This is a genomic window from Rahnella sp. NRRL B-41462, assembly GCF_003263525.1.
Lineage (GTDB): Bacteria > Pseudomonadota > Gammaproteobacteria > Enterobacterales > Enterobacteriaceae > Rahnella > Rahnella aceris.
In genome coordinates, this window is the sequence record NZ_JYDF01000046.1 from 1 (window position 1) to 22,556 (window position 22,556).

At 50.7% G+C, this 22,556-nt stretch carries 30 protein-coding genes, 1 tRNA gene and 1 pseudogene; 6 read left to right on the forward strand and 26 right to left on the reverse strand.

Features of this window, described 5'->3' with window-relative positions:
• From UC14_RS12255 to fliF, 10 genes and pseudogenes are all read right to left on the reverse strand, one after another.
• A partial coding sequence (locus tag UC14_RS12255) for a flagellar biosynthetic protein FliO (protein WP_112197768.1) occupies positions 1-290 on the reverse strand: 290 nt, incomplete at its 3' end.
• Positions 290-706, reverse strand: coding sequence for a flagellar motor switch protein FliN (gene fliN / locus UC14_RS12260; RefSeq protein WP_013575804.1), 417 nt, complete (start codon positions 704-706; stop codon positions 290-292). The genes UC14_RS12255 and fliN, both read right to left, overlap by 1 nt.
• Complete coding sequence (gene fliM / locus UC14_RS12265; RefSeq protein WP_013575803.1) at positions 699-1,721, reverse strand: flagellar motor switch protein FliM; 1,023 nt, start codon at positions 1,719-1,721, stop codon at positions 699-701. Before fliM ends, fliN begins: the two co-directional genes overlap by 8 nt.
• Positions 1,722-1,728: 7 nt before the next feature.
• On the reverse strand, positions 1,729-2,229 hold the full coding sequence (fliL, locus tag UC14_RS12270) for a flagellar basal body-associated protein FliL (RefSeq protein WP_037034434.1): 501 nt from the start codon (positions 2,227-2,229) through the stop codon (positions 1,729-1,731).
• Between the two features lie 208 nt (positions 2,230-2,437).
• Entirely contained in the window at positions 2,438-3,826 is a 1,389-nt protein-coding gene (locus UC14_RS12275) for a flagellar hook-length control protein FliK (RefSeq protein ID WP_112197769.1), read from the reverse strand.
• Positions 3,823-4,269, reverse strand: a complete 447-nt coding sequence (gene fliJ / locus UC14_RS12280; RefSeq protein WP_013575800.1) for a flagellar export protein FliJ — start codon at positions 4,267-4,269, stop codon at positions 3,823-3,825. Before fliJ ends, UC14_RS12275 begins: the two co-directional genes overlap by 4 nt.
• 21 nt (positions 4,270-4,290) lie before the next feature.
• A complete protein-coding gene (fliI, locus tag UC14_RS12285; protein ID WP_013575799.1) occupies positions 4,291-5,655 on the reverse strand; it encodes a flagellar protein export ATPase FliI in 1,365 nt (454 codons plus the stop codon).
• Positions 5,655-6,308, reverse strand: a complete 654-nt coding sequence (fliH, locus tag UC14_RS12290) for a flagellar assembly protein FliH (RefSeq protein WP_370447467.1) — start codon at positions 6,306-6,308, stop codon at positions 5,655-5,657. The genes fliI and fliH overlap by 1 nt, the downstream gene beginning before the upstream one ends.
• A gap of 124 nt (positions 6,309-6,432) precedes the next feature.
• Positions 6,433-7,425 (reverse strand): flagellar motor switch protein FliG, encoded by a 993-nt coding sequence (fliG, locus tag UC14_RS12295; protein ID WP_013575797.1) that lies wholly within the window; start codon positions 7,423-7,425, stop codon positions 6,433-6,435.
• A pseudogene (gene fliF, locus UC14_RS12300) lies at positions 7,422-9,132 on the reverse strand (flagellar basal-body MS-ring/collar protein FliF). The gene fliG and the pseudogene fliF overlap by 4 nt, the downstream one beginning before the upstream one ends.
• Before the next feature lie 282 nt (positions 9,133-9,414).
• Here fliF and fliE point away from each other — a divergent pair.
• Complete coding sequence (fliE, locus tag UC14_RS12305) at positions 9,415-9,729, forward strand: flagellar hook-basal body complex protein FliE (RefSeq protein WP_013575795.1); 315 nt, start codon at positions 9,415-9,417, stop codon at positions 9,727-9,729.
• Between the two features lie 35 nt (positions 9,730-9,764).
• On the opposite strand, the gene UC14_RS12310 is transcribed toward fliE, so the two are convergent.
• The 6 genes from UC14_RS12310 to UC14_RS12340 form a co-directional block, all read right to left on the reverse strand.
• Positions 9,765-11,048 (reverse strand): site-specific integrase, encoded by a 1,284-nt coding sequence (locus UC14_RS12310; protein WP_112197770.1) that lies wholly within the window; start codon positions 11,046-11,048, stop codon positions 9,765-9,767.
• Between the two features lie 31 nt (positions 11,049-11,079).
• Positions 11,080-11,337 (reverse strand): excisionase family protein, encoded by a 258-nt coding sequence (locus UC14_RS12315; RefSeq protein ID WP_112197771.1) that lies wholly within the window; start codon positions 11,335-11,337, stop codon positions 11,080-11,082.
• A 220-nt stretch (positions 11,338-11,557) separates the two neighbouring features.
• Positions 11,558-12,445 carry a DNA cytosine methyltransferase gene (locus UC14_RS12325; RefSeq protein WP_112197773.1) on the reverse strand — a complete coding sequence of 296 codons (888 nt, stop codon included), beginning with the start codon at positions 12,443-12,445 and terminating at the stop codon, positions 11,558-11,560.
• Positions 12,442-12,651, reverse strand: a complete 210-nt coding sequence (locus UC14_RS12330) for a hypothetical protein (RefSeq protein ID WP_112197774.1) — start codon at positions 12,649-12,651, stop codon at positions 12,442-12,444. The genes UC14_RS12325 and UC14_RS12330 overlap by 4 nt, the downstream gene beginning before the upstream one ends.
• 216 nt (positions 12,652-12,867) lie before the next feature.
• Positions 12,868-13,158, reverse strand: a complete 291-nt coding sequence (locus UC14_RS12335; protein WP_112197775.1) for a hypothetical protein — start codon at positions 13,156-13,158, stop codon at positions 12,868-12,870.
• Positions 13,159-13,160: 2 nt separating this feature from the next.
• Positions 13,161-13,394 carry a DNA polymerase III subunit theta gene (locus UC14_RS12340; RefSeq protein ID WP_112197776.1) on the reverse strand — a complete coding sequence of 78 codons (234 nt, stop codon included), beginning with the start codon at positions 13,392-13,394 and terminating at the stop codon, positions 13,161-13,163.
• Positions 13,395-13,502: 108 nt separating this feature from the next.
• On the opposite strand from UC14_RS12340, the gene UC14_RS12345 reads away from it, so the two are divergent.
• Positions 13,503-13,590, forward strand: a tRNA-Ile gene (locus UC14_RS12345).
• A 135-nt stretch (positions 13,591-13,725) separates the two neighbouring features.
• On the opposite strand, the gene UC14_RS27280 is transcribed toward UC14_RS12345, so the two are convergent.
• From UC14_RS27280 to UC14_RS12380, 6 genes are all read right to left on the reverse strand, one after another.
• Positions 13,726-13,860, reverse strand: coding sequence for a hypothetical protein (locus UC14_RS27280; RefSeq protein WP_255563057.1), 135 nt, complete (start codon positions 13,858-13,860; stop codon positions 13,726-13,728).
• A gap of 21 nt (positions 13,861-13,881) precedes the next feature.
• Positions 13,882-14,190: a hypothetical protein gene (locus tag UC14_RS12350; protein ID WP_112197777.1), complete on the reverse strand. Its 309-nt coding sequence runs from the start codon at positions 14,188-14,190 to the stop codon at positions 13,882-13,884.
• A 38-nt stretch (positions 14,191-14,228) separates the two neighbouring features.
• Positions 14,229-14,696 (reverse strand): single-stranded DNA-binding protein, encoded by a 468-nt coding sequence (locus UC14_RS12355; protein ID WP_112197778.1) that lies wholly within the window; start codon positions 14,694-14,696, stop codon positions 14,229-14,231.
• A complete protein-coding gene (locus UC14_RS12360) occupies positions 14,697-15,314 on the reverse strand; it encodes an ERF family protein (protein WP_112197779.1) in 618 nt (205 codons plus the stop codon).
• Positions 15,315-15,845: 531 nt separating this feature from the next.
• On the reverse strand, positions 15,846-16,817 hold the full coding sequence (locus UC14_RS12370) for a hypothetical protein (protein WP_112197781.1): 972 nt from the start codon (positions 16,815-16,817) through the stop codon (positions 15,846-15,848).
• A gap of 487 nt (positions 16,818-17,304) precedes the next feature.
• The gene (locus UC14_RS12380) at positions 17,305-17,490 is read right to left on the reverse strand and encodes a DUF551 domain-containing protein (RefSeq protein WP_112197783.1); all 186 of its coding nucleotides are present in this window, start codon (positions 17,488-17,490) and stop codon (positions 17,305-17,307) included.
• A gap of 297 nt (positions 17,491-17,787) precedes the next feature.
• Here UC14_RS12380 and ghoS point away from each other — a divergent pair, with 297 nt between their 5' ends.
• The gene (gene ghoS / locus UC14_RS12385; RefSeq protein ID WP_112197784.1) at positions 17,788-18,066 is read left to right on the forward strand and encodes a type V toxin-antitoxin system endoribonuclease antitoxin GhoS; all 279 of its coding nucleotides are present in this window, start codon (positions 17,788-17,790) and stop codon (positions 18,064-18,066) included.
• Positions 18,067-18,088: 22 nt separating this feature from the next.
• On the opposite strand, the gene UC14_RS27285 is transcribed toward ghoS, so the two are convergent.
• On the reverse strand, positions 18,089-18,220 hold the full coding sequence (locus tag UC14_RS27285) for a hypothetical protein (RefSeq protein ID WP_255563058.1): 132 nt from the start codon (positions 18,218-18,220) through the stop codon (positions 18,089-18,091).
• 123 nt (positions 18,221-18,343) lie between these two features.
• On the reverse strand, positions 18,344-18,871 hold the full coding sequence (locus UC14_RS12390; protein ID WP_112197785.1) for a hypothetical protein: 528 nt from the start codon (positions 18,869-18,871) through the stop codon (positions 18,344-18,346).
• Between the two features lie 181 nt (positions 18,872-19,052).
• Here UC14_RS12390 and UC14_RS26715 point away from each other — a divergent pair, with 181 nt between their 5' ends.
• Positions 19,053-19,229 (forward strand): hypothetical protein, encoded by a 177-nt coding sequence (locus UC14_RS26715; protein ID WP_157962099.1) that lies wholly within the window; start codon positions 19,053-19,055, stop codon positions 19,227-19,229.
• A 708-nt stretch (positions 19,230-19,937) separates the two neighbouring features.
• Here UC14_RS26715 and UC14_RS12400 read toward each other — a convergent pair.
• The gene (locus UC14_RS12400) at positions 19,938-20,726 is read right to left on the reverse strand and encodes a hypothetical protein (protein ID WP_112197787.1); all 789 of its coding nucleotides are present in this window, start codon (positions 20,724-20,726) and stop codon (positions 19,938-19,940) included.
• 353 nt (positions 20,727-21,079) lie between these two features.
• Positions 21,080-21,778, reverse strand: a complete 699-nt coding sequence (locus UC14_RS12405) for a S24 family peptidase (protein WP_232829675.1) — start codon at positions 21,776-21,778, stop codon at positions 21,080-21,082.
• A 103-nt stretch (positions 21,779-21,881) separates the two neighbouring features.
• Between UC14_RS12405 and UC14_RS12410 the strand changes: the two genes are divergently transcribed.
• Positions 21,882-22,115 carry a Cro/Cl family transcriptional regulator gene (locus tag UC14_RS12410; RefSeq protein ID WP_112197788.1) on the forward strand — a complete coding sequence of 78 codons (234 nt, stop codon included), beginning with the start codon at positions 21,882-21,884 and terminating at the stop codon, positions 22,113-22,115.
• 141 nt (positions 22,116-22,256) lie between these two features.
• The gene (locus tag UC14_RS12415) at positions 22,257-22,535 is read left to right on the forward strand and encodes a CII family transcriptional regulator (protein WP_112197789.1); all 279 of its coding nucleotides are present in this window, start codon (positions 22,257-22,259) and stop codon (positions 22,533-22,535) included.
• Positions 22,536-22,556: the final 21 nt, after the last annotated feature.

Here is a 22,556-nt window from a genome sequence, read left to right on the forward strand (position 1 = left end):
CCCAGCACCAGCCAGGTATTGTCGACCTCTACGATCACTACTTTTTCACTGCGACCGACCTGTACACTGGCGGTCACTTTCAGCAGTTTGTTATTTTTAGACTGTGGCGCGAAACCGGCACGCTTAACCACCCAGCCGATAAACAGGATCAGTAGCAGGATGCCGCCGAGTACAGTACTGACTTGTGTCAGCACCGAACTGGCAGGCATCGCCTGAGGTGATGCCTGGGTGGTGGCGTGATTGACCGGGCCGGAAATGTACGGAGAATCCGTCGCGGCATTCTGGCTCATCAGCGGCTCAGGCGACGCATACGTTCGGACGGGGTGATGATGTCAGTGATACGCACGCCGTATTTATCGGCGACCACCACCACTTCACCCTGAGCAATCAGATAACCGTTGATCAGGATATCCAGCGGTTCACCGGCCAGACCGTCGAGCGACACCACGGAACCCTGCGACAGACGCAGCAGTTCTTTGATGGTCATTTTAGTGCGACCTAATTCCACGGTCAGTTTCACCGGAATATCGAGGATCATGTCGATATCTTGCAAACTGCCTGTTCCGTCCTGGGCACCCAGCGCGGCGAAAACACCGTCAGTTGACGCTTTCGCGCCGCCCGCAGACTGTTGTTCGTTAAACGCATCAGCCCATAAATCGTCAACGTTATCCGATCCGGCGTCAGACGGTTTATTGGTGTCACTCATGGGGCTGTTCCTCATCTAGAGAATTTAAAATTGGGTTGATCAAATGTTCAACGCGCAGGGCGTATTGTTCGTTTAAGGTGCCATATTGGCTGGTCAGCACAGGCACGCCATCGACGTGAGCGATCAGGCGGTCCGGCTTCTCAATCGGCAGTACATCGCCCGGTTTCAGTTTCAGGATCTGCGACAGGCGCAGCGGGATTTCGACGAAATTCGCCACCAGTTCGAGCTCAGACTGCTGAACCTGATGCACCAGGTTTTCACGCCACTGACTTTCTTCATTACGTGAGTTTTCGACCGGCGGATTGGTCAGTAACTCACGTAAAGGTTCGATCATGCTGAACGGAATACAGATGTTGAAATCACCGCTCAGCGCACCGATTTCCACATGGAACGGCGTGGTCACCACGATGTCGTTCGGGGAAGAGGTGATGTTAGTGAATTTGATCTGCAATTCGGCACGCACATATTCAACGCTGAGCTTGTAAACGCCGCTCCAGGCATCTTCGTAGGCATCCAGTGCCAGCCTGAGCATGCGCTTAATCACGCGCTGTTCGGTGTGGGTAAATTCGCGGCCCTCCACTTTGGTCGGGAAACGACCATCGCCCCCGAACAGGTTATCCACTGCGATAAACACCAGGCTCGGTGCGAACACAAACAGCGCCGTGCCGCGCAGAGGTTTCAGGTGGATAAGGTTCAGGTTGGTGGGCACCGGTAAGTTGCGTGCGAAATCGTGGTAGGGCTGGATTTTGATCGCCCCTACGGTGATGTCCGGGCTACGGCGCAAGAGGTTGAACAGCCCCATACGGAAATGACGGGCAAAACGCTCGTTAATGATTTCCAGAGCCTGCAACCGCTCACGCACAACGCGACGCTGCGTCGTAGGGTCAAAAGGTTTTACACCGTCATCAGACGCGGCAGTCTTTGCTGCAGCCGCAGTGTTGCTTGCATTATCACTGTCACTGTCACCATTGAGCAGCGCGTCGATCTCGGCCTGTGAAAGTATGCTGTCGCCCATAATTTGTTTATCGCAGTATGAAAGCAGTGAAAAGCACGTCGTTGATCACCTGAGGAGGCTGACCTTTGACCAGTGGCGCGTCCAGAACCTGTTTGATGTCCTGAACCAGCTGTTGTTTACCCGCTTCGCTGGCTAACTCCGTCGACTTCTGACGGGAGAGCAGCAACAGCAGGCGGCTGCGAACTTCAGGCAGGTATTCATTAAGCGTAGCGCGATTTTTTTCGTCCGGCAGACGCAGGGTCAGCCCGACATACAGCACGCGGTCAGGATCGTTATCCGCCGTTTGCAGGTTAACGGTGAAGGTATCCAGTGCCAGGAAAATCGGTGCCGCAGGCGGTTCGTTCTTTTTCACTTCAGTCGTCTGTGTTCCATTTCCGGATTGTTGCTTGTGCAACATCCACCAGGCGTAACCGGCCGCACCACAGGCTCCGATGGCAATCAGTAACAGCAGAATGATCATTAACGGCCGCTTTTTTTTACGCGACGCCGAGAGAGCAGAGTCAGACATGGATGAGGCGATTTCCTGTAAGTATGAGCCGTCTGGCGCGAGAAGCACCACACTGCTGAGTCAATTCTGAAAACGATTATCCCGCTTATCCCGTTGTTCAATAGTCAGAATAGGCGGGGTAAATAAGGTCAGCTCTGCCGTTTGAATTAAGGACGAACTGACCGTCAGCAATTATCTGAAACAATTCTGCGAACTTTTACGCAAATTCCTACGCAAAAATGTCCACGCTGTTGTTGCCGCTGACCCGTGAAGCGAGGGAGGCCGGAACCTGCAAGGCATCGCTGGCAGAGGGAGTGCTGCCGGAGCTGAACGCTGCCCAACTGGCGGCATTACCTTGCTGCGAACCGGACTGACTTTGCTGCTGGGCTTGCTGCCACTGCGAACTGTCACTGCCGACGCTGCTCTGACCCAGGCTGATGCCGTTGTCTGCCAGCGCGGTTTTAAGCTCCGGCATGGCGGCTTCAATTGCCGAGCGCACGCCGCTGTGACCGGACACAAAGTGGAGCTGTGCCTGATTGTTTTCAATCTTCATGCTGATCTGGATAGAACCCAGATCAGCCGGATGCAGACGAAGTTCTGCGGTCTGTTGCCCCTGACGGTTGAACATCATCACCTGCTGGCCCAGCTGTTGCTGCCATTCCGGTGTACCGAGCTGTGCATTAAGCAGCGGCGTTGTTGGCGCGGTCACGGCGCTGGTCATGGTTGGCGTGCTGGAAACCGGCGCGGAAGAGACAGCAACGGCGGCTGTGTTGAGCTGATTCAGTGCCTGCGTGCCATTATCGGCAGCGCGGCTGTCATTTTGCTGCAGAGCCGCGGCATTGCCGGCTGCTGCGCTCATTGACGCCAGCGCGCTGCTAAAATCAGGTGTGTTGCTGGTGGCCGCTTTACTGCTGGCGGCATGTTGTGCGGAGCCCGACGCGGTATTGCCTGAGGCGGCGGCCGCTGCTTTCGGATCGGTGTCCGTTACTGCAGCGGTTTTGCCATCAGCCGTCAGTAAGGAAGAGGCGGTCAGACCGGCGAGCAGTGAACTCTGCTTATCGGTTGTGGTGGGTTCGCTGCTGACTGTTTGCGTGGCGACGGTGGTGGCGGTTTGAATCTGCTGAGCCGGTTGCTGCTGCGCCGCAAGTTGCGCGAGCAATGACTGAACAGAAAGGTCAGCACCGGCGTCAGTGCTGTCTTTATCTTTATCGCTCAGGGCGGCATCTTTGACCGGGACGGAGCCCGTGCCTTTCAGATTGCCGGTCGGCAATATCTGAATCGCGGCGATCATTTTGCTCAGATCACTTTCATCCAGCATCAGGCTGCCGTCTTCTTCACCAGAAGTCACTGCCTGCGTCAGGGTTGTTTTATCGACGACCACCCCTTTGGCAGAGATTTGCTGGCCGAGTTTGGCTAACGTACTGGTGATTTTCGGATCCACTTTTTCGCCGAGCTGGGCTTCAAGCTGGCTGGCGAAATCCGCCGGGCTGGTAGCGCCCGGCTCGGTGATCGCACTGACGTCCGTTGCCGGTGACGTACTGACAGAGGCACTGCCGGTCGCCGCGCTCGCGGTGGTCTTCGCCGTGGTAACGGCTGCAGGCAAAATATTCAGATTCATGGTTGTTTCTTCCTGTGTGCGCTGCGCTGGGCGAACTCATCGTTCTGCTTTTGATCAATCTTATTTTCCAGAGAACGTTGCTGCTCACTGGCGCGGGTTTGCAACGTCTGGTACGCGTTGAGCCGTTGCTGCTTGTCCTGCCACTGGTTAACCGCCATATTCAGCCGCTGATCCCATTGTTGTAGCTGTTTGCGGTGCTGCTCAATCGCCACTTCCAGTGTGCCGATAAACTGTTGGTAGTTTTGCCAGGTATTCGCGGCAATCCCGTCGGTCATGGTGGAATTGAGTTTTTCCCGGTATTCACGCTGATAATTGAGCAGCATGGTGAGCTGCTCGTCAGCCTGACGTTGCGATTGTCGGATTTGGCCCAAATGACTGGTCGCCTGATCCAGCGCTTTTTGCGCCAGCGAGCAAAGTGTGATTAACGGCGATGAACTTTCCATTTATGCCTCGCTTATCTTGGTTTAGCCCGGGAACAACATGTTCAGTTCCAGACAGGCGTCTTCATATGTGCTGCGTTCCATGATGTCCTGTTGCAGGAAGTTCTCCATCTGCGGATACAGCTTGATAGCGCGATCGAGCATCGGATCGCTGCCTGCGGCGTATGCACCGACGCTGATCAGGTCACGGTTGCGCTGGTAGCTGGACAACAATTGTTTGAAATTACGAACGCGCCCGTACTGGGCGTCGTCAATAAGCGAGGTCATGGCACGGCTGATCGACGCTTCAATATCGATTGCCGGATAATGGCCGGATTCCGCCAGACGGCGCGACAGCACCACATGGCCGTCAAGAATGGCGCGGGCGGAGTCAGCAATCGGATCCTGCTGGTCATCCCCTTCGGTCAGTACGGTATAAAACGCGGTAATCGAGCCGCCGCCGCTGATGCCGTTACCCGCGCGTTCAACCAGCGCAGGCAGTTTTGCAAACACGGAAGGTGGGTAGCCTTTGGTGGCCGGCGGTTCGCCGATCGCCAGGGCGATTTCACGCTGCGCCATGGCATAACGGGTCAGGGAATCCATAATCAGCAATACGTGCTGACCGCGGTCGCGGAAGTCTTCGGCGATACGCGTGGCGTAAGCGGCACCCTGCATACGCAAAAGAGGAGACACGTCAGCCGGTGCTGCGATAACCACAGAACGGGCACGACCTTCGTCGCCCAAAATATTCTCGATAAAGTCTTTGACTTCACGGCCACGTTCACCAATCAGTCCGACCACGATCACGTCGGCTTTGGTGTAGCGCGCCATCATGCCGAGCAGGACGGATTTCCCGACACCTGAACCGGCGAAAAGCCCCATACGCTGTCCGCGACCCACGGTCAGCAGGGCGTTAATGGCGCGGACGCCGACATCCAGCACATCGGTGATCGGTGTACGTTGCAGCGGGTTAAACGGCGGCGTGATAAGCGCCGCGCGATAGCCGGTGTCCGGCGGCGGTAATCCATCCAGTGGCTTGGCGCTGCCATCTAACACACGGCCAAGTAATTGCGTACCGAGCGGCAGTTGTTTACCTGCGGTCTGGCCGTCGGCGGCAATACGGGCATACACCCGCGCGCCCGGCAAAATACCTTCCACTTCTTCCAGTGGCATCAGGAACAGGCTCTGACCGTTAAAGCCGACCACTTCGCTTTCGACTTCCTGTACGACCGGCCCGTCATGGCGCTCAATCAGGCAGGTCGCACCCAGCGGTAACTGCAAACCGGTGGCTTCCAGTACCAGACCTGTTGCCCGCGTCAGACGGCCATAACGACGGACTGACGGCGTGCGCGCCATGCGTTTTTCCGCGTCATCCAGCGTTTTCAGCAAACGGCTCAGTCGGGCGGTCATCAGAGATCTCCCGGTGCGGCGAGACGGCACAGTTCATGCCAGCGGGTGGCCAGCGAAGCGTCCATATCGCCATCTTCGGCACTGACTTTACAGCCGCCGCTGTGGATCTGGCTGTCGGCCAGCAGTCGCCAGCCGTTCATGCTCAGGCTGGCTCCCAGTTGCAGTTCCACACGCTCGAAATCTGCCGGGTTAACGCGCAGTTGCGGTTTGCCCTTGAACATCGGTTCCTGCTGGATAAGTTGTTGGATCTGATTAAGCAGGGCGGAACCGTCACAAATCGGCGCCTGACCAATAATCTGTTTGGCGGCAGTCAGCGCCATTTGCATCAGACGGGAAGCAATGACGCTGTCCAGCGCATCCAGTGTTTGCTGGAAGTCAGAAACCATATGCTGCCAGTGTTCAGTCAGAACCGCCTGCTGTTGCTGACCTTCCTGCAAACCCTGCTGCTGCCCGGCTTCCAGACCTTGCTGGAAACCGGCGGCGTAACCTTGTTTCTGTCCGGCTTCGAGACCCTGCTGGAAACCCTGTTGTTCGGCGTGACGCTGAAGATTGAGCAATTCATTCTGGTCTACCTGAACTTTTGGCAGACCGTCGTCTTGCTCTGGTTCGCCGCCGGCCAGCAAAGGTTCATCGGGCGTGGTAAAGACGGGCATTCTGAGGTCGCCCGGTCTCCACCGCTGCCATGGCAAAGCATTGATGCGCTCAGCATGACGTTCTTCCGCCGTTTTCTTTTCCGGTGCCGGTTTGTCAGACTCTGGTGAGTCAGTATTAGGAGCATCAGACATAAGAATCCTCGCCGCCGCCAACCATCATTTCGCCGGACTCTGCCAGGCGGCGAACCGTCTGCAGAATTGCTTTTTGTTCGTTCTCGACCAGAGACATACGCATCGGTCCGCGGTTTGCCAGATCGTCGCGCAGGATATCTGCTGCACGTTGCGACATGTTGCGCAGGAATTTGTCGCGCAATGGCTGTTCCGCCCCTTTCAGTGCAACCAGTAACGATTCGCCTTCGACTTCCTGCAACAGGCGCTGGATACTGCGGTCGTCCACATCCACCAGGTTTTCGAACAGGAACATCTCGTCGATAATTTTCTGCGCCAGTTCGCCGTCGTAACCGCGAACGGCTTCGATAACCGCTTCTTCCTGCTGAGTTTTCATCAGGTTGATAATTTCTGCCGCAGTACGAACACCGCCCATCTTCGAACGTTTGAGGTTCTGGCCGTCGAGCAGGTTGTTCAGCACTTCGGTCAGTTCCGCCAGCGCCGCTGGCTGGACACCGCCGAAGGTTGCGATACGCAGCATGACGTCGTTGCGCAAACGCTCGTCGAACAGCGCCAGAATATCGGCAGCCTGACCACGTTTGAGGTGAACGAGGATGGTGGCGATAATCTGCGGATGTTCGTCGCGGATAAGATCGGCTGCCATCAGCGGTTCCATGAAGTTCAGTGTTTCCATGCCGCTGGTGGTCTCGCGCGATTCCAGAATGTCTTCCAGCAGGCTTGACGCACGCTCCTCGCCCAGCGCTTTGGTCAGTACCGCACGCAGATATTCGCTGGTATTGACGCTCAGTGCGGCGTACTGCTCGGATTCGTCCTCGAATTCGTTCAGCACTTCCGCCAGCTGCTTGTTAGAAATTTGATGGATATTCGCCATCGCGCCACTGATTTGCTGCACTTCGCGAGGGGAGAGGTGTTTGAACACCTCCACCGCGCGGTCTTCACCCAGCGTGATCATCAAAATGGCGCTTTTTTCGGTTCCGGTCATAGTCATGGTTGTTCGGTACTCATCCATTGGCGGATAACCAGGGCGACGATACGAGGATCCTTATCGGCCAGCTCCTGCACACGTTGGGTCTGAACTTCAACACTGACACGCTGTTGTGAACGTTTACGTTTTTCCAGCTCGTCATTGCTGAGTTTGACCGGTTTACTGCCTTCAGGCTGTGGCATGGTGGCGGCAAGCGCGGCTGCGGCTGCGGCATCTTTCTCTGCCTGCTGTTTGCGCAGCATCGGACGAACCATCTTGCGCCACAACAGCCAGGCCACAATCAGCACCAGTAACCAGCGACCTGCATTGAGTAACTGATCGAAGAACGCCTGTTGTTTCCAGAACGGCAGCTCGCCGGAATCGTCAGCCGCTTCGTTGAACGGTGTATTCACCACGTTCAGCGTATCGCCACGTTCCTGAGAGAAGCCCATCGCTTCGCGTACCAGATCATCAATTTTCTTCAACTGATCGTCAGTCAGCGGCTTCGCTTTGCCATCTGGCCCGACCTGGTAGTTAACGACAACCGCCGCAGACAGACGCTGCACGGCGCCGGCGCTGTGCTGGGTATGCGTGATGGTGCGGTCAACTTCATAGTTGGTGGTTTCATCACGACGACGGTTAGACGGCACATTGGCATTCGCGGTGGTGGCTGCATTTTGCGCATTATTGCCGGTCTGATTTTGTGTGCCATTTGCATTGTTTGCCGCTGGCGGGTTCGTCACCGGTGCCGTCGCTGCCGGAGCAGGCTGGTTGCTCAGTGCACCCGGCACGCCGCCGACCGATGACGCGCCAATCTGGTCGCTGGTGCTTAACTGACGTGACCGCACAGCCGCTTTATCGGCTGAACCATTTGGCTGATAGTTTTCATCTGTCTGTTCACGGCTGGCGTAATCAATCTGCGCGGTGATTTGCGCATGCACGTTACCGTTGCCGACCACCGGTTGCAGAATGGACTCGATACGACGTTGCAGACGGCCTTCCACTTCATTGGCATATTTCAGCTGGGAAGCATTCAGGTCGCGCCCGTTATTATCAGATTGCGTCAGCAGATGGCCGCTCTGATCCACCACGGTAACGTTCGCAGGCGGTAAACCGGAAACACTGCTCGACACCATATAAACGATGGCGTTGATCTGGCCGTCATCCAGCGCACGCCCCGGCTGTAAATTCAGGGTCACAGAGGCGGAAGGATTTTTTTTGTTCGCGGACAAATAAGGAAGGCTTAGGAATGGCTAAATGGACACGGGCGCTGCTGACCGGGCCCAGCGTTTCGATGGTACGTGAGAGTTCACCTTCCAGCGCGCGCTGATAGTTGATCTGCTCGCTAAACTGGCTGATGCCGAATTTTTCCTGATCCATTAATTCAAAACCAACCGCGCCGCCTTTAGGTAAACCGGCAGCCGCCAGTTTCAGACGCGTTTCATACACTTTGTCGGCAGGGATCAGCAACGCACCGCCGTTATCAGAAAACTGATAAGGAATGTTCATTTGGGTCAGCTGAGTGACGATGGCGCCGCCATCCTGGTCACCGAGATTACTGAAGAGCACCTTATAAGTAGGCTGCTTAGCCCACAGCATCATGACAACAACAATAGCCACGGCTGCCGCAGCAGCGATGGCGATAGGAACTTTTGGGTTGGCGCGCAGGCGATTAAGCAACGCAGTAAAACCGCTTGGAGGGGTTTCTGCGCCGGCTATTGCGGAACTCATACAAGATCCCTATTTAGCTGTTGAATGGTGGTGTTCATGTTGTCTCTTAACAAAACAGACTCCCAAGTGCGCAATCGTTGAAGCGTGACATTTTTCAGTCCTCCATACAGGCAGGCCTATTTTCTAGGTGAGCCATTATTTGCCGCTTAACGCAAAGTTAATGGCCCGATAAGCCATGGTTTTTAGGTTCAATTACCGCGTTTAGGAAAAAACTGATGTGATAGGGTGTCATTCCATGAAAGAAGCCATTTGTTCACCGACACCCCGATAACCGGAGAAAGCATGTCAATTCAAGGCATTGAGAGCGTTTTACAGCAGATGCAGGCCACGGCTATCCAGGCCGGTGCCGCACCAAAGACCGATACCGCATCAGAGGCCGGTTTTGCCAGCGAATTAAAAGCGGCATTAGGTAAGATCAGCGAGACCCAGAACAACGCAAAACTGGAATCTGAAAAGCTGGAGATGGGGGTTCCCGGTGTCAGTCTGAACGACGTGATGGTCGATCTGCAAAAATCCTCGATTTCATTGCAGCTTGGGGTCCAGGTAAGAAATAAACTGGTAGCAGCGTATCAGGATGTGATGAACATGTCGGTGTAAGTTGGTTAGGTGACTGATTAAATTGAATAATTATACTATCCTGTTTTCTTATGGGGCATGGATGGGGCAAAGTCTCCTAATTTTTGGTTGAGCATTGCAATCTGCTCTCCGTTATTGTCGTTCATCCAGGTTCCATACACTGAGTAAACCATCTGGGCTGAAGTGTGTCCCATTTGGCTGGCTATGAAGTTTGGATTAGCCCCTGCTGAAAGTGACCAGCACGCATATGTGTGCCTCGATTGGTATGCTTTGCGATGCCTAACACCTGCCCGGCGCAAAGCGGTATTCCATGACTGACCAATCGAAGAGACGGAATAGTAGGTTCCGCTGCGGCTGTTAATGGCGCTGACTTGTGGGTTAAAAACGAAGGTGCAATCTTCGATGTCCTTTTTCCCATACTCACGCTGCACAACTTCAATTTTGGTCTTCGCTGTCATCCTGGTCATTTCGGCCTGATCACGCAAAACATCTACAGCGGGCTGAATGAGATGGATTTCCCTCGTACCAGCATTAGTCTTTGGCGGAGTAAACTCATGAACCGCTGTCAGGTTTCTTTTAACCTTGATAGTTCCAGCTATCAGGTCAATGTCTTCCCACGCAAGGGCGCACAACTCCCCATGACGCATTCCAGTATAAACAGCCAGTGACCACAAGTTCGCCACTTGTCGATGATTGCACGCTGAGATGATCCGCATAAATTCATCTCTTGTGACCGGGTCTGGTTCTGCTTTTGCTTTTCTCAGTGGTTTTAGGTTAGCCATTGGGTTTGATGGCAGATATCCATTATCGTGACCGAACTTCAATACTGAGCCCAGATCGCACATCTGACCGTTTACAGTTCTTACTGAACGACCAACCTTCTCGGTCTTCTTTCCTCGACCAAGTTGCTGGACGCCCGTTAACAGAGAATTTCTTATCCTGATAAGGTCTTCGGTTCTGATTGATGAGGCGATCATGTCCCCACCAAATGCCAACATCATTGCCTTCATTCGCGATTTATAACGGGAAAGACTGTTGGTTGATAAATCTACCTCCTTTAATTCTAACCATTTAGCGTATAGATCACCGATACTTAACTGCTTTGATGCGAGACCGAACTTTCTTAGATTAGGGGAGGAGGGGAATTGCTTCTGGTAGTCAAAATTCCCCGTCTTTATTGCGTAAACAACTGACGCCCTTAGCTCTCCAGCCACCTTCCTATTCTTCGCCGTATCAGGCACACCCAAAGCTTCCCTTGCTCTCGTTTTTTTGTACATAAACCAAACCCGCAGAAACCCTCCATGGCTTTCTACTCCGGTAGGATATTTTAAATCAGCCACATCTCACCTCCGCTTTTAGTGGGCGAACAGGTTAAGCTTTCTTGCGGACTAAAGCATCAGGCTGATTTGCGGCCTGACGCTCAATCCATTGCTCAATTGCCTGGTGATTGTACATGCACTCGCTGTTAGGTTTCGGATCACCTTCAGGAGCGAAATGGAGATACTCCCGACCCTGCAGCCATGATTTCTCCCTTGCTCGCTTAATTGTTCCGGGGCGAAGGCCAGTAATAATGATGAGGACATCTTCTGTTACCCACTTAGAAGGTGTTAGCTGAATAACCTGTGACATTGTAACTTCCTCTATTTACCTGCGAACACCCGATAGACATGCACGTTCAAAAACAGCCACGGTTCATGCCGCTTAGGGCAGAATGGCTGAGCTTGAGGTGAGTATTTATCGAGGAGTTCGCGGAGTGATTGAGTGTTGTCTTTACTGCGGAGTTCGGTGAGGAGTTTCTTTGTGATGCTTCTGACTGCGTTGTCTGCCTCTTCTGGCGTCATGTGTCACCTCATGCTGCTATTCTCTGTTTCATATACCGGTTCATCTCGCCGCCAATCCACATGCCTACGTGACGAGACACGCCATTACCGATTTGCCGGTAAGCAGATGTCTGAGATACCGGGAAAACGAAATCGTCCTTCAATCCCTGAAGCCGGGCATATTCACGAACCGAGTAAGGACGCACGCCCATAGGAAAGCGCTTGTCTGCTACCAGGCGGGTTGATTTGTCTTTGGCGTAATGAGCGACACAAGTCGGTGCGATGTCCCCTTTGTCCGGGTCAGAGATAATTGGCAGGTCGCGGTATGCGCCGTTCATGCGAGCTGCTATTGCTGACGGCAGGGTGACGTCTGGATCATCCTCAATGATTTCAGCCAGGGTAATGCGGCGGCTATTCTCCGGCGGACGCACTGTGAACCCTCGCTTGGTGCCAATAATGATTAGCCGGTCGCGTCTTTGTGGTAGCCATATCTCCGACTTTATCGGGCAAAACACTGTGACGTAGTAATCAGGCATCTTTGTCATAGCCTCGACAACAATCGGGAATGCCCGCATCCCGGGGACGTTTTCCACGACATAGAATTCAGGCCGAGCAATAGCCAGGTGACGAAGAGCATGCAGGAACAACTCATCGCCGGTACGCACGCCGTGAATATCGCCGATGGTTGAGTACTTCGTGCAAGGGTACGTGAATACCATTCCGTCACATGAGTCCTGCTCCAGAACCAGTTCGCTAGCTATATCGCATTGCTTGATGTGGTCGCCGTGATTGGCACGATAAGTCTTACAGGCGTCGGCATCTAACTCGAACGCCTGGTTAATTTGAATGCCCGCATCGATAAGGCCGGAGTCCATGAGACCTGCGCCGCAGAAGTAACTATTCACCGTGACATTCATGCCGCATGCCTCCGCTGCGCCTTCTGTCTCTTCTCAAGCTCGTAATCATCCCTGCATTCTGAATCACAGAAGTTACCCCGTAATAGTGGATGCTCGCAGTAGTGGCACTTGCCGGTAAACTTGAGGAAATCGCGTGACCGGTTGAGAAGGGCAATCTCGCGTTCCAGTTCTTCTAATGCTGCTGCGTTATCAATTTCATCGGCCATATTTCTCTCCAATTTTCAGTATTTCGGTCACCGCACCAACATCACAGCCAGCAGCAAGAATGTTCGTCCCTTCGTGCCGTGATACCCGCACATCAGCTGGTTCGACTCCTGTCATGCTCCACAATCCCTGTTTGAGTATTTGGCTTAATTCATGCATTTAAGGCAATAAAAAACCCCGCATTTGCGAGGTTCGTTTGCTTAGTTCACAGGGCTATTTTAAGGCGCTGGCCTTGGGTGCTCTCCAAGAATCTTTAAATCAACCCCTTCAGGTGTGACGCCGTCTGCAACAGCCAGCAGGTATACATTCCCATCCATTTCTGAGCGATGCCTTACAACATTGAATTCGGCATATCCGACCTGTTGGGCAATTATTTCGTGAACTTCTCCAGGGCGAAACCCTTGAATTCTTACCGCAGGCATAAATGAAACAGTGGCATCACCATTGTATTCTTTATTTCTCAACGCGCCTTCGTGTCCGTGCCCAAACAAAATAAAGTCACAATCCATTATCATTTACCCTCATTAATATGAATCTCCATCTTACCAAGCGTCGCCTTCTTCGCTCTGTGATGTGCCAGATGTTCCCTGAAGTATTCACGCAGATGCTCAGGCTGCTCACGTTCGACAATCTCAGCGACTAACGGCTGGTTATACCGCTCCTTGAAAGCAACACCGCCCGCAGCTAAATCCACGTTAATTTTGTCCATTTCGTCTTTGGGTAGGTCAGCAAGATTGTATGACATATATCCTTCACTGTTGGAAGGATTATAGATTTAAAATGGAAGGCGTTGACAAAATAATATAAAACTCTAAGATTCAGACACCTAGGTCTTCGAGCAATCGAAACCAATGGAAGGGTGGCCGAGTGGTTTAAGGCAGCTCATTGATACTGAGCCATCGGTGAAAGCCGGTTCGCGGGTTCGAATCCCGCTCCTTATTTAGAAAGGTCGCTTAGGCGGCCTTTCGCCTTTCTATCAATAACCACCCTTCACGATGCCGCCAGCGGCCTCGATAGCTGTTTTCCACTCGTTATCGTATTTCGCCACGAACCCTGCATTAGCAGCCGTCCAGAACTTATCTTTTCTGTTTGGGCTGGCGACGACTATCTTGGGAGAGGTAATCTGCTTCGCTCACCATCCTGGTTATTCCGGTGCTGTCCGGCGCATCCTGCAAATAGCTGTTATGAATCTCATAAGTCTTGATAGACATAATGTGTTCCTTGAAAGAGGGTTAGTCGCCCATCTTGCGACCCTGACCATAACCATGGTCTTTGCTTAGTCCGCTGCGATTTCTTGCCTCAGCAGCAGCTTTACGAACCTGAATGCCATGCTCCCAACGCTCACGAGTAGGTGGCTGATTAGAGGCTCTCAAGCCGAGCATTCTCCAGAAGCGCTGTTCCGGTGTAAGAGTGTTGATTCGCGGATGTGGCTTGCCAGCGAGTGCGCATTCCATTGCGCTGACTACATCCAAGATATTGGCTCGGTACTGGCGTGAGGAATCCGTCCGGTCATCACTGACCTTAAGGGTGTCTAGCATCATGTGATTTACCTGCGGAGTGGGGTGGCTAGATGTGGCTACTAAAAGGGAATGTCATCATCAAAATCCATTGGTGGCTCGTTGTTTTGAGCTGCCGGTTGGTTGTGCTGTACAGGACGTGATTGCTGTGCGCCGCTCTGCGCTGGCTTGCTGCCTTCTGATTTACCGCCGAGCATCTGCATCGTGCCTCCGACATTGACGTGAACTTCAGTGGTGTACTTCTCGACTCCCGCCTGATCTGTCCATTTCCGTGTGTTCAGCTTGCCTTCGATGTAAACCTGAGAACCTTTCTTCAGGTACTCACCGGCGACCTCAGCCAACTTTCCAAACAGCACAACCCTATGCCATTCCGTTTTTTCTTTCTGCTCGCCGGTGGCTTTGTCACGCCAGCTTTCGGACGTCGCCAGAGTGATGTTGGCTACTGCGCCGCCGTTTGGCATGTAACGGATTTCCGGATCTTGTCCGAGATTACCAACGAGAATAACTTTGTTTACGCCTCTGCTTGCCATTTATGCCGCCTTCTTAAGTTCTGCGCCGCGCGTTTTGAATACCTCAACGCATTTGGTTTGATGTTCCGATGATGCCGCCAGTGCATTCCATGCTGGGGTGTAAATCCCTTTGAGCTCGTCCAGGCTCTGACAGGCTGCTGCTTGAGACGTAAAGTCAGCGAGAATTTGGTCTGGATTTCTGGCTGCTGGCTGATGAATAAAGGCATCAGCATCCTGAGCAGTCTCTTCCGTTGGGATGCAGAACGCCTGAAATGCTGCGTACTTGTAGGCGATAGACATGGCTTTGTTTGTGGCTTTATCCCCGCTATCCATAGCCTCACCAAAGGTGATCACCGTGTGCTTGCTACCGTCCTCAGTGGCAACAAAATCAAACTCAGCCTTCACGACGACATAGAACAGAACGCCGCCTTTTGCGGTGACACGCTCAGACACTGTCCGCTCCGTTATGCGTGGCAGTATCACCAGACCATTCTTCACCAGCGCCGGGGAGAGAGCGTTGTAGACCGCATCAATGCCGCGGAACTGGAATCCCTGCTGCTGGTTCCTGCTGTCCTTTGATATGCCTACTTCCGACAAGTCCTTTGCCACTCCAGCAATTGCTTTATAAACAGCCGTCATTCTGTGCCTCCTGAATCCTACTCATCTGCAGGGTGGTGCGGTGATCTGCATTAGCCTCAATCTGTGCCAACTCATCCGTGAATCGCTCGTCAGTAATCAGTCGCTCCCAGACTGATGTGCTATCAAGCGCTGCGTTAAATCGCTCGTCCTGAGTCATGCTGCGTCCTCCGCTGGCAAAGTCACGCCATAGCCTTCAGACCGGAGGTAGTCGCACATCTGCTCACGGTCTAGTTGGTGGTAAAGCTCTCGCTCATCCAGCGGCTCAAAGTCGATCTCAGGTTTCTTCGAGAAGAATTCCTGAGAGATGTGGATTTCTTTGCATTGAATTCTCATGGTTGGTCTGCCTGATTTAACGTTGCTACCAGCCGTTCAAATAACTTCTGGAGGAATGATTTAGGCGGCTGATTAAAACTTGCTGAGGTAACTCGGAAAGCCGGTGAGTGCTGCATTTTGGTCAAATAGTTAGTGGAGCAGCCCGATGTGGACTGCCCTACGATGGCTAAGGTCATCATTTGGGATACTCCGGTTTGATTAATAATTAATTGTGGTGTGGGGAATGTTGCCGTCTTTGATTTGCATCAGAACGTCGATAGCCTGAACTCGAGTCAGTCCGGCATGCGCTACGAGAGCATTCACAACGTCAGTGCCGATTGCTTTACGGTGGGCTTCATTTGCAGCTCGGGCAGCAGCTTCATCAGCGATGCGCTTCTCTTCTGCCAGACGAGCATCTTCTTTCTGCTTGGCTTCGCGCTGGATGCGGTCAGCTTCCTGCTTAGCCTTAAGCTGCTGAGCTGCGATAGCCTCCTGCTTCTCGCGTTCTGCTTGCTGCGCCGCTGCTAACCGGTCGGCTTCAGCCTTGTTGGCTGCATCGATGCGGTCTTGCTCTGCCTTCTGAGCCAGTGCAATGCGGTCACGTTCTGCTTGTTCTGCCTGAGCTTTCAGATCGGCTTCACGTTTTGCAGATGCTTCACGCTCACGTTGAATCCTTTCGTCGGCCTCACGCAGTGCTTGCTCGACTGCCTGACGCTTTAAGTCTTCTTCGTGAGCAGTGCGCTGGCGTTCCGCTTCTGCTTTAGCGTCGGCGGCGGCACGGTCGAACTTCTCGTTCATGAGCAGGGCGATTTCGTGATCTGCTTCCGCCAACTTAGCCAGGCGAATGTTTTCCTGTTCCGCCTCCCACTCTTCGCGAGGCTTCAGCGTTTTGGCCTTGAGAGCATCCAGCCGGTCACGAACTGTTTTTCGGTTGGCGTCAATTTTCTTGGGGATTTCTTTGTACTCATCGACAAGGTCTTTACCGAGGCCGTCGAGATATGTTTTGGTTTTGGCGATCTTCAAGCCAAGAGAGCCGATAGCGTCGCGACCTTTCTTAGTCGATACATCAGGCACAAACGAACCGACCTCTTGCTCAACCTTCAGCAGGATGGCTTCTATCTCATCGGGTGCAGTAAATACCGTGAGCGCGTTCTTAGGCTCGACGATAACCAGTTCAGTAGACTCACTCATGGCAACTCCTGTAATTGATTTATAAGCATGTCGAAGTGCACACTGATGTATGCGCTTTGAAATGAAATAGGTGGATGAAATGTTGATAAACAAAAAATTGAAATCTCCGATGTATGACACTCCAGAGAAGGGAAAACAGGCAAAACTTAACCATTGGTATGTACGTGAAATCGGCAGCGGCCAACCACACGATTGGTCATGGAAAGAATGGTGGGAATCTAATTTACTTGGATCGGCTCACATAGCTTGGCGGTCGACATGCATCGCCAAAAACTGTCCGAATCCCTTCAAACCGGTTCAAAGTTTTAAAGTGGACTTTGCAGCTCCTGACGGGAAGACTTACCCCCTTGAATTCAAACTGGCTCCGACTGGTCCAAATAAGTAAAAAAATGGCCTCTAAATTAGAGGCCGAATAGCTACACAGCATTAAGGTTGATAAGGGGCGCTATCACGATGCGCACTCAGTGAATGCGCAGCAGGAAGGGGCTCACTTAGTTGGAAGTTCTGGCAATGGCATCCAGTGGGTAAGGGCGTTGGGGCATATATCCCCAGTGTCTGGAAAGAAATCATCTTCAGTAAAATGCATAGTCCAGATGACGTCACAGTCATCAACAGCTAAGCAAAGAGTGTCCTCATCTGGCAGCCTGTCGCTGATGTTAATCCACTCACTCATACTTCCTCCTCAACTTTAATTTCAGCCCTTGCACGAAACGTATTGAGCTGGTCTTGTGACATGGTTTTATATTCCCGAGTGCCGGGAGTTATTAGCCTGTAAGTTCTATGGTCAGCCATCCTCAAGACGAGAAAGTGCTCACCGGTTAAAGTGTTTGTTAATCGCATGGGGATGACTCCGGTGGGGTGTAGTTATGCCGGGATATTTATCCATGCCCGGCGCATGGTTTCCCTGCTTTCCACAGTCAAAGGAAATTGATAATGTGGCTATTCCACAGTCAAAATAAGGAATATTTTTATGGCTCAGTTCATAGTCAGGGTAGAGATTCATTCGGCAAGCTCAGAAGATTATGAAAGTCTTCACGAAAAGATGAAGGCAAAGGGTTACAGCAGAGAAATTCAAGATGGTCAGGGCACTTGGTTTCATCTTCCTACTGCGGAATATACAGCTACAAAAAGCTCCAATGCTTTTGACGTCAGGGAAGAAGTCAGAGGTATAGCTAGCAGTGTCAAAAGTGGTCACTTTGTACTGGTAACTGAAGTTGCAAATATATCTTGGTGGTTGTCTAAGAAATAGATAACCCCCCAGCACACGCGTGTCATGAAAAAGTTTTCCTGCGCTGAATTTCATAGCGAAGGGCTTTGATGGAGATTTCTAAGGCATCTTTAAAACTGATGCCTTCTTCTTCTGATTGCTTAACAACATCTCTTAATTGTTTATTTTGTTCCATTCTCTCAACCTCTCATAACGTGATATGGATGTTCGTATTTATCGCTGCGATGACCGGCGGCGATGATTTTTGGCAATAAAAAAGGCCACCTAAGTGACCTTTGATGATGTGTTGCCCGTTTCATTATTTTACTTTTAACTCTCTCTTTGCTTCTGCTACCAACGAACTTAACAAATCTTCAGCAGCGGCATAATCTTCATTGGCAGCCTCAAAAGTAGTCAGAGAGTCCTCGTTAAAGGCATCCCTAGTGGATTGTCTTCTTTTTAGGAATGCATTAACAATGGATGATGCTTTACTTGTTAAAGTAAATTCTGATAGTTGAGCAATGCGCTCTATCTCTTGAACAGTTTCCCAATAACTATCCGTTAACGACCGCTCTGTTTCGGGTGGGTGTCTTTTGAAGTCCCTACTTTGAAGATCTTCTTTCATGGATTCAACTTCGAGATAATAATCTTCCGTCATTTTAAGCTTATAAGCTAAATCAATAACTTCGGTAAATGCTGCGAGTCTTTTTTCCCACCATTTTTCTTTATAAAAGCGATTTACGGCAAATTTTGCTGCAAGGAATGCAGCGATGAATGCCGCAATAACAGGTCCCGCTGCTTTTGATATCAGATCAAGCCAATCAAATGGTGCTGTGGTAGGTTCCATGCAAACTCCTTAAAATAATTCAGGAAGTTTAAATCAGTGGAATGCTTTTGCCACGCATCTTATGACTAACGTTAGCACATTTAACGATGATTTAATTTTATACAAAATCGTTCATTTGTTGCTATATTTCAAATGACTAGAGTCAAAAATCATGTCATTAGCTTTGAAAAAGGAGATAGTTATGATTGAAGTTGGTAAGTATGTCACTTGCACCTTTGATAAAGACAGGAGGAAATTCTTGGTTATTGCCATAGACACTTCAAAAACTCCACCATCTATATGTATTCGATATCCAAATGGTATGGAAGAGTGGGTTCCACAAAACACCATCGAGTCTGTGTTTGATAGTTCAGATTAATAGACCTTGCATTACCGAGCAGTTATTCTGCCAGATGAGTTCCTGAAACCAGCTCTATATATGGAGACATCTGGCAGGCATCCGTTATCTACGCTTGGGTAATGCTTCGTGGTAGTCGTAATGGTCGCTACTACAGATCTCATCGCTGGCTTACGTTTGCAGGTCAGCTCAGCTTTGCTCGGCGCTGCCGGTGATACATCCAGACCGGTAGAGAAGTCATTAACTGGAAGGGCCTGTAAGTGCTTGCGAGCTTCACGACGACGACTCTCAGATGTGCCAGTGAATTGCGTTCTGCGTGTCATAAAAACCTCCTGTGTGAGTTTTGGGATGTGATGCCAGGTGCTGATCTTCTGGTTGCTTCGATGAGCTGCAATTCATCACATCCCAAAACTGACGCTTTGGTATTAATTGGCCTTGCGGCCACGTAGGTGATCCTCACCGTTGTTCAAAGAGCGTATCAAGCGGGTCGTTTCGTTTTGATGAAACAAATATACTCGTGAGTAAACTATCTGTCTATACCCACAAGTAAATTATTTAACTACTTACGAGTAAAGGTATTGATAGTTAGAGTAATTTAATTTTGATTTTCTTCAGGCGTGACTCATCGCGCCTGCGTTTAGGTGTGGTGAATTGGTGGGTAAGGGAGGATTTAGCGGATTACAGGCACAAAAAACCCGGCTCCATGGCCGGGTTTTTTAAAACTTGCTTTCAATTTGTAGTTTCTTTTTCGTATTTGGCAACCCTGCGGGCAGCCTCTTTCAATTTATTTGTTCGTTCCTCTGTCCATTCGATAGCCGACCCTCCGGTAGGGGCGTAAGCTTGAATAGAGCCAGATTTCAAGGCCTGAATAATATCATCTGCCTGAGCGTGCTCCCTCAATGGGATAGAGGTTACATTTTCAGAGTTTGCGGCGTAAACCCCTTTAAATTTCATAAGGATACCTCTCTCTGTCATTGCGTTCATTATGGTATCATAATCCAGATTTTCATCGTTTAAGTTATGATTCTGTGTGTCTAATTCAAGAAATTTCACCTCACCCCCAGACTTAGGATCTGAGAATTTTGCTACTTCTACCGAAGACTTAGGGCAACCGCATTTCATGAATGCACTTGCCGCATATGCTCCGCCTGAACCAGAAAAAACAGAAATCAAAGAATCTTTTTCAGTGTCATAGACAACATGCTTTGGCCCTGCATCAAAAAGACGCTCTCCTTCAGCAGAGATCATCATTATTGAAACTAGGTATTTGCTCTGCATTTTTAACTCTGGAATCGCGTCAGGGTCAAATGGCTCAGCAGTCCACCATTGCTTTAGATTCTGAATCGTCAAGCCGTCGCCTGCGCAGATTAAAGCACCACCCCGGCGATTACAGATCTTGTTGAATCCAGTGTCATCTACATAAAGAATATGCATTCCATCAATGAGATCAACATCTGCGGACCAGCGAGTATCGCTCGCTACAATTTTGTTAAGGCAGTCATATGCGGTAGTTGTCATTAAGTGTAGCCCATCTAGAAGCAATCGAAGACTAACTGAATCGCCTTGGCAAATCCAATAGCTTCTTCTTATTGTTGTAAGTGAATTTAGATTAATATTTATAAGTTATAAATTCAGACTTATCTAGATAGACTTTAAAAAAATAACGCAAATTCCTATTGACGGAATTATCGATGATTAGCACTTTAATTTTTCAAAGACTTGGCATTGCAGCACCGCTGGCAAAGAACCACACCATAAATCCTACAGCACCTACCAGTATGATAACTGGGGGTATAAATTTAAATTTCATATGCGAATCCAACTGTTTGACGAAAAGCCCTTCATGCCACTGAACCGACTCAGACTTTCGCCTATTCATCTGACACATCACCATTTGCAACAAAACGAGTGGCTTTAATGATGGCAGATACATATTCCATCTTCTCAATCTCGGATTGCTGTAGCGTAATAGGGCGGTGATCGTTGTTGATGCTTGAAAGCTGAAACGCCCCATCACGCATCTTGGTCATCACCTTAATCATGTTGTGCCCATCAGTAGTTCTGACAAACACCTCATCACCAGATTGCACTCTCGTCCCTGGCTCAATAACAACGAACTCACCTGATTGAATGCGGGGATGCATGCTGTCACCCCGGACCCGGAGTCCATATGCATTAGGGTCGGCACTATAAATTTGCAACCAGCCAGCTGGATGCTCTTCCATCTGAATCATGCCATCAACCCCCAATGCAGCTTCGCCTACGACAGGCACAGCACCCAATCGTACCCTGCCAACGTATTCAATCTCATCGGGTATTGTTGTGCTAGCGGCAACAATGCCATCCATTGTCCCGCGGGGAAGATTGAGAGCGTCTTCGATCATCTGCACGGATTTCTCGCCAATGTTCCTTTTGTTTTTCTTCCCTTCTGGATAGAGCATCCGGGAGATAACCGACTCGGCGATCCCTACTTTTTCAGAAAGCGCTTTCTGTGAGCCGTGAGAATCCACCAACCCTTGCAGTGCTAGCCGTCTGCGCTCGTACATGTCAAAACCATCATCACTTTTCATGCAGTTATCTTACCGAGTAATACCTTCAGGTAAATAACCTAAAAGTATTGCAAGTTCTATACTTGCGAGTATACTTGAGTTAATTATCACGCAAGGAGCTCGTATGGAAACTCTACGAAGTTATTTAAACGCCTTGTCGATATCAATGCAGCGTGATTTCGCAGCCAATTGCGGAACATCTGTTGAGTATCTTCGTAAGGCAATCAGTACAAAGCAAAAACTTGGCGCAGCTCTTTCAGTGCAAATTGAAGTCAACTCTAAGTGCAGCGTTCTGCGTAAAGATCTGCACCCAGATGACTGGTTTAAAATCTGGCCTGAACTGGCCGAAGCCGCTTAATCCTCACCGCTCTTTTCACAATGGACATTCGTCCTACGTCGCTGCAAAGCGAATTCCAAAAAAAAAAGCAAATCTAACTGTGGTCATCCCCACGGGCTGATCACGCAAACACACAACTAACCAACAACGGAAGTATCACGCATGGACATTGCAAGCACTCGCAATAAAGCGAATGAAATCACAAGCAAGATTATGAATGGCATAGCTATTCGTGGTCAGCGAGCAGTAGCAAAAGCTATAGGCGTTAACGAGTCACAAATCACTAGATGGAAAGAAACGATGATCCCCAAGATGGGAATGCTTCTGGCAGTTCTGGAATGGGGAGTAGAGGACGAGGAATTGTCGAAGCTGGCTAAGTCAGTAGCGCGGTTACTCACAAAAGAAAACGCCCCGGAATGTATCGAGCATTTCGAGGCGTAGTTGCAAATTAACTGGATCAAT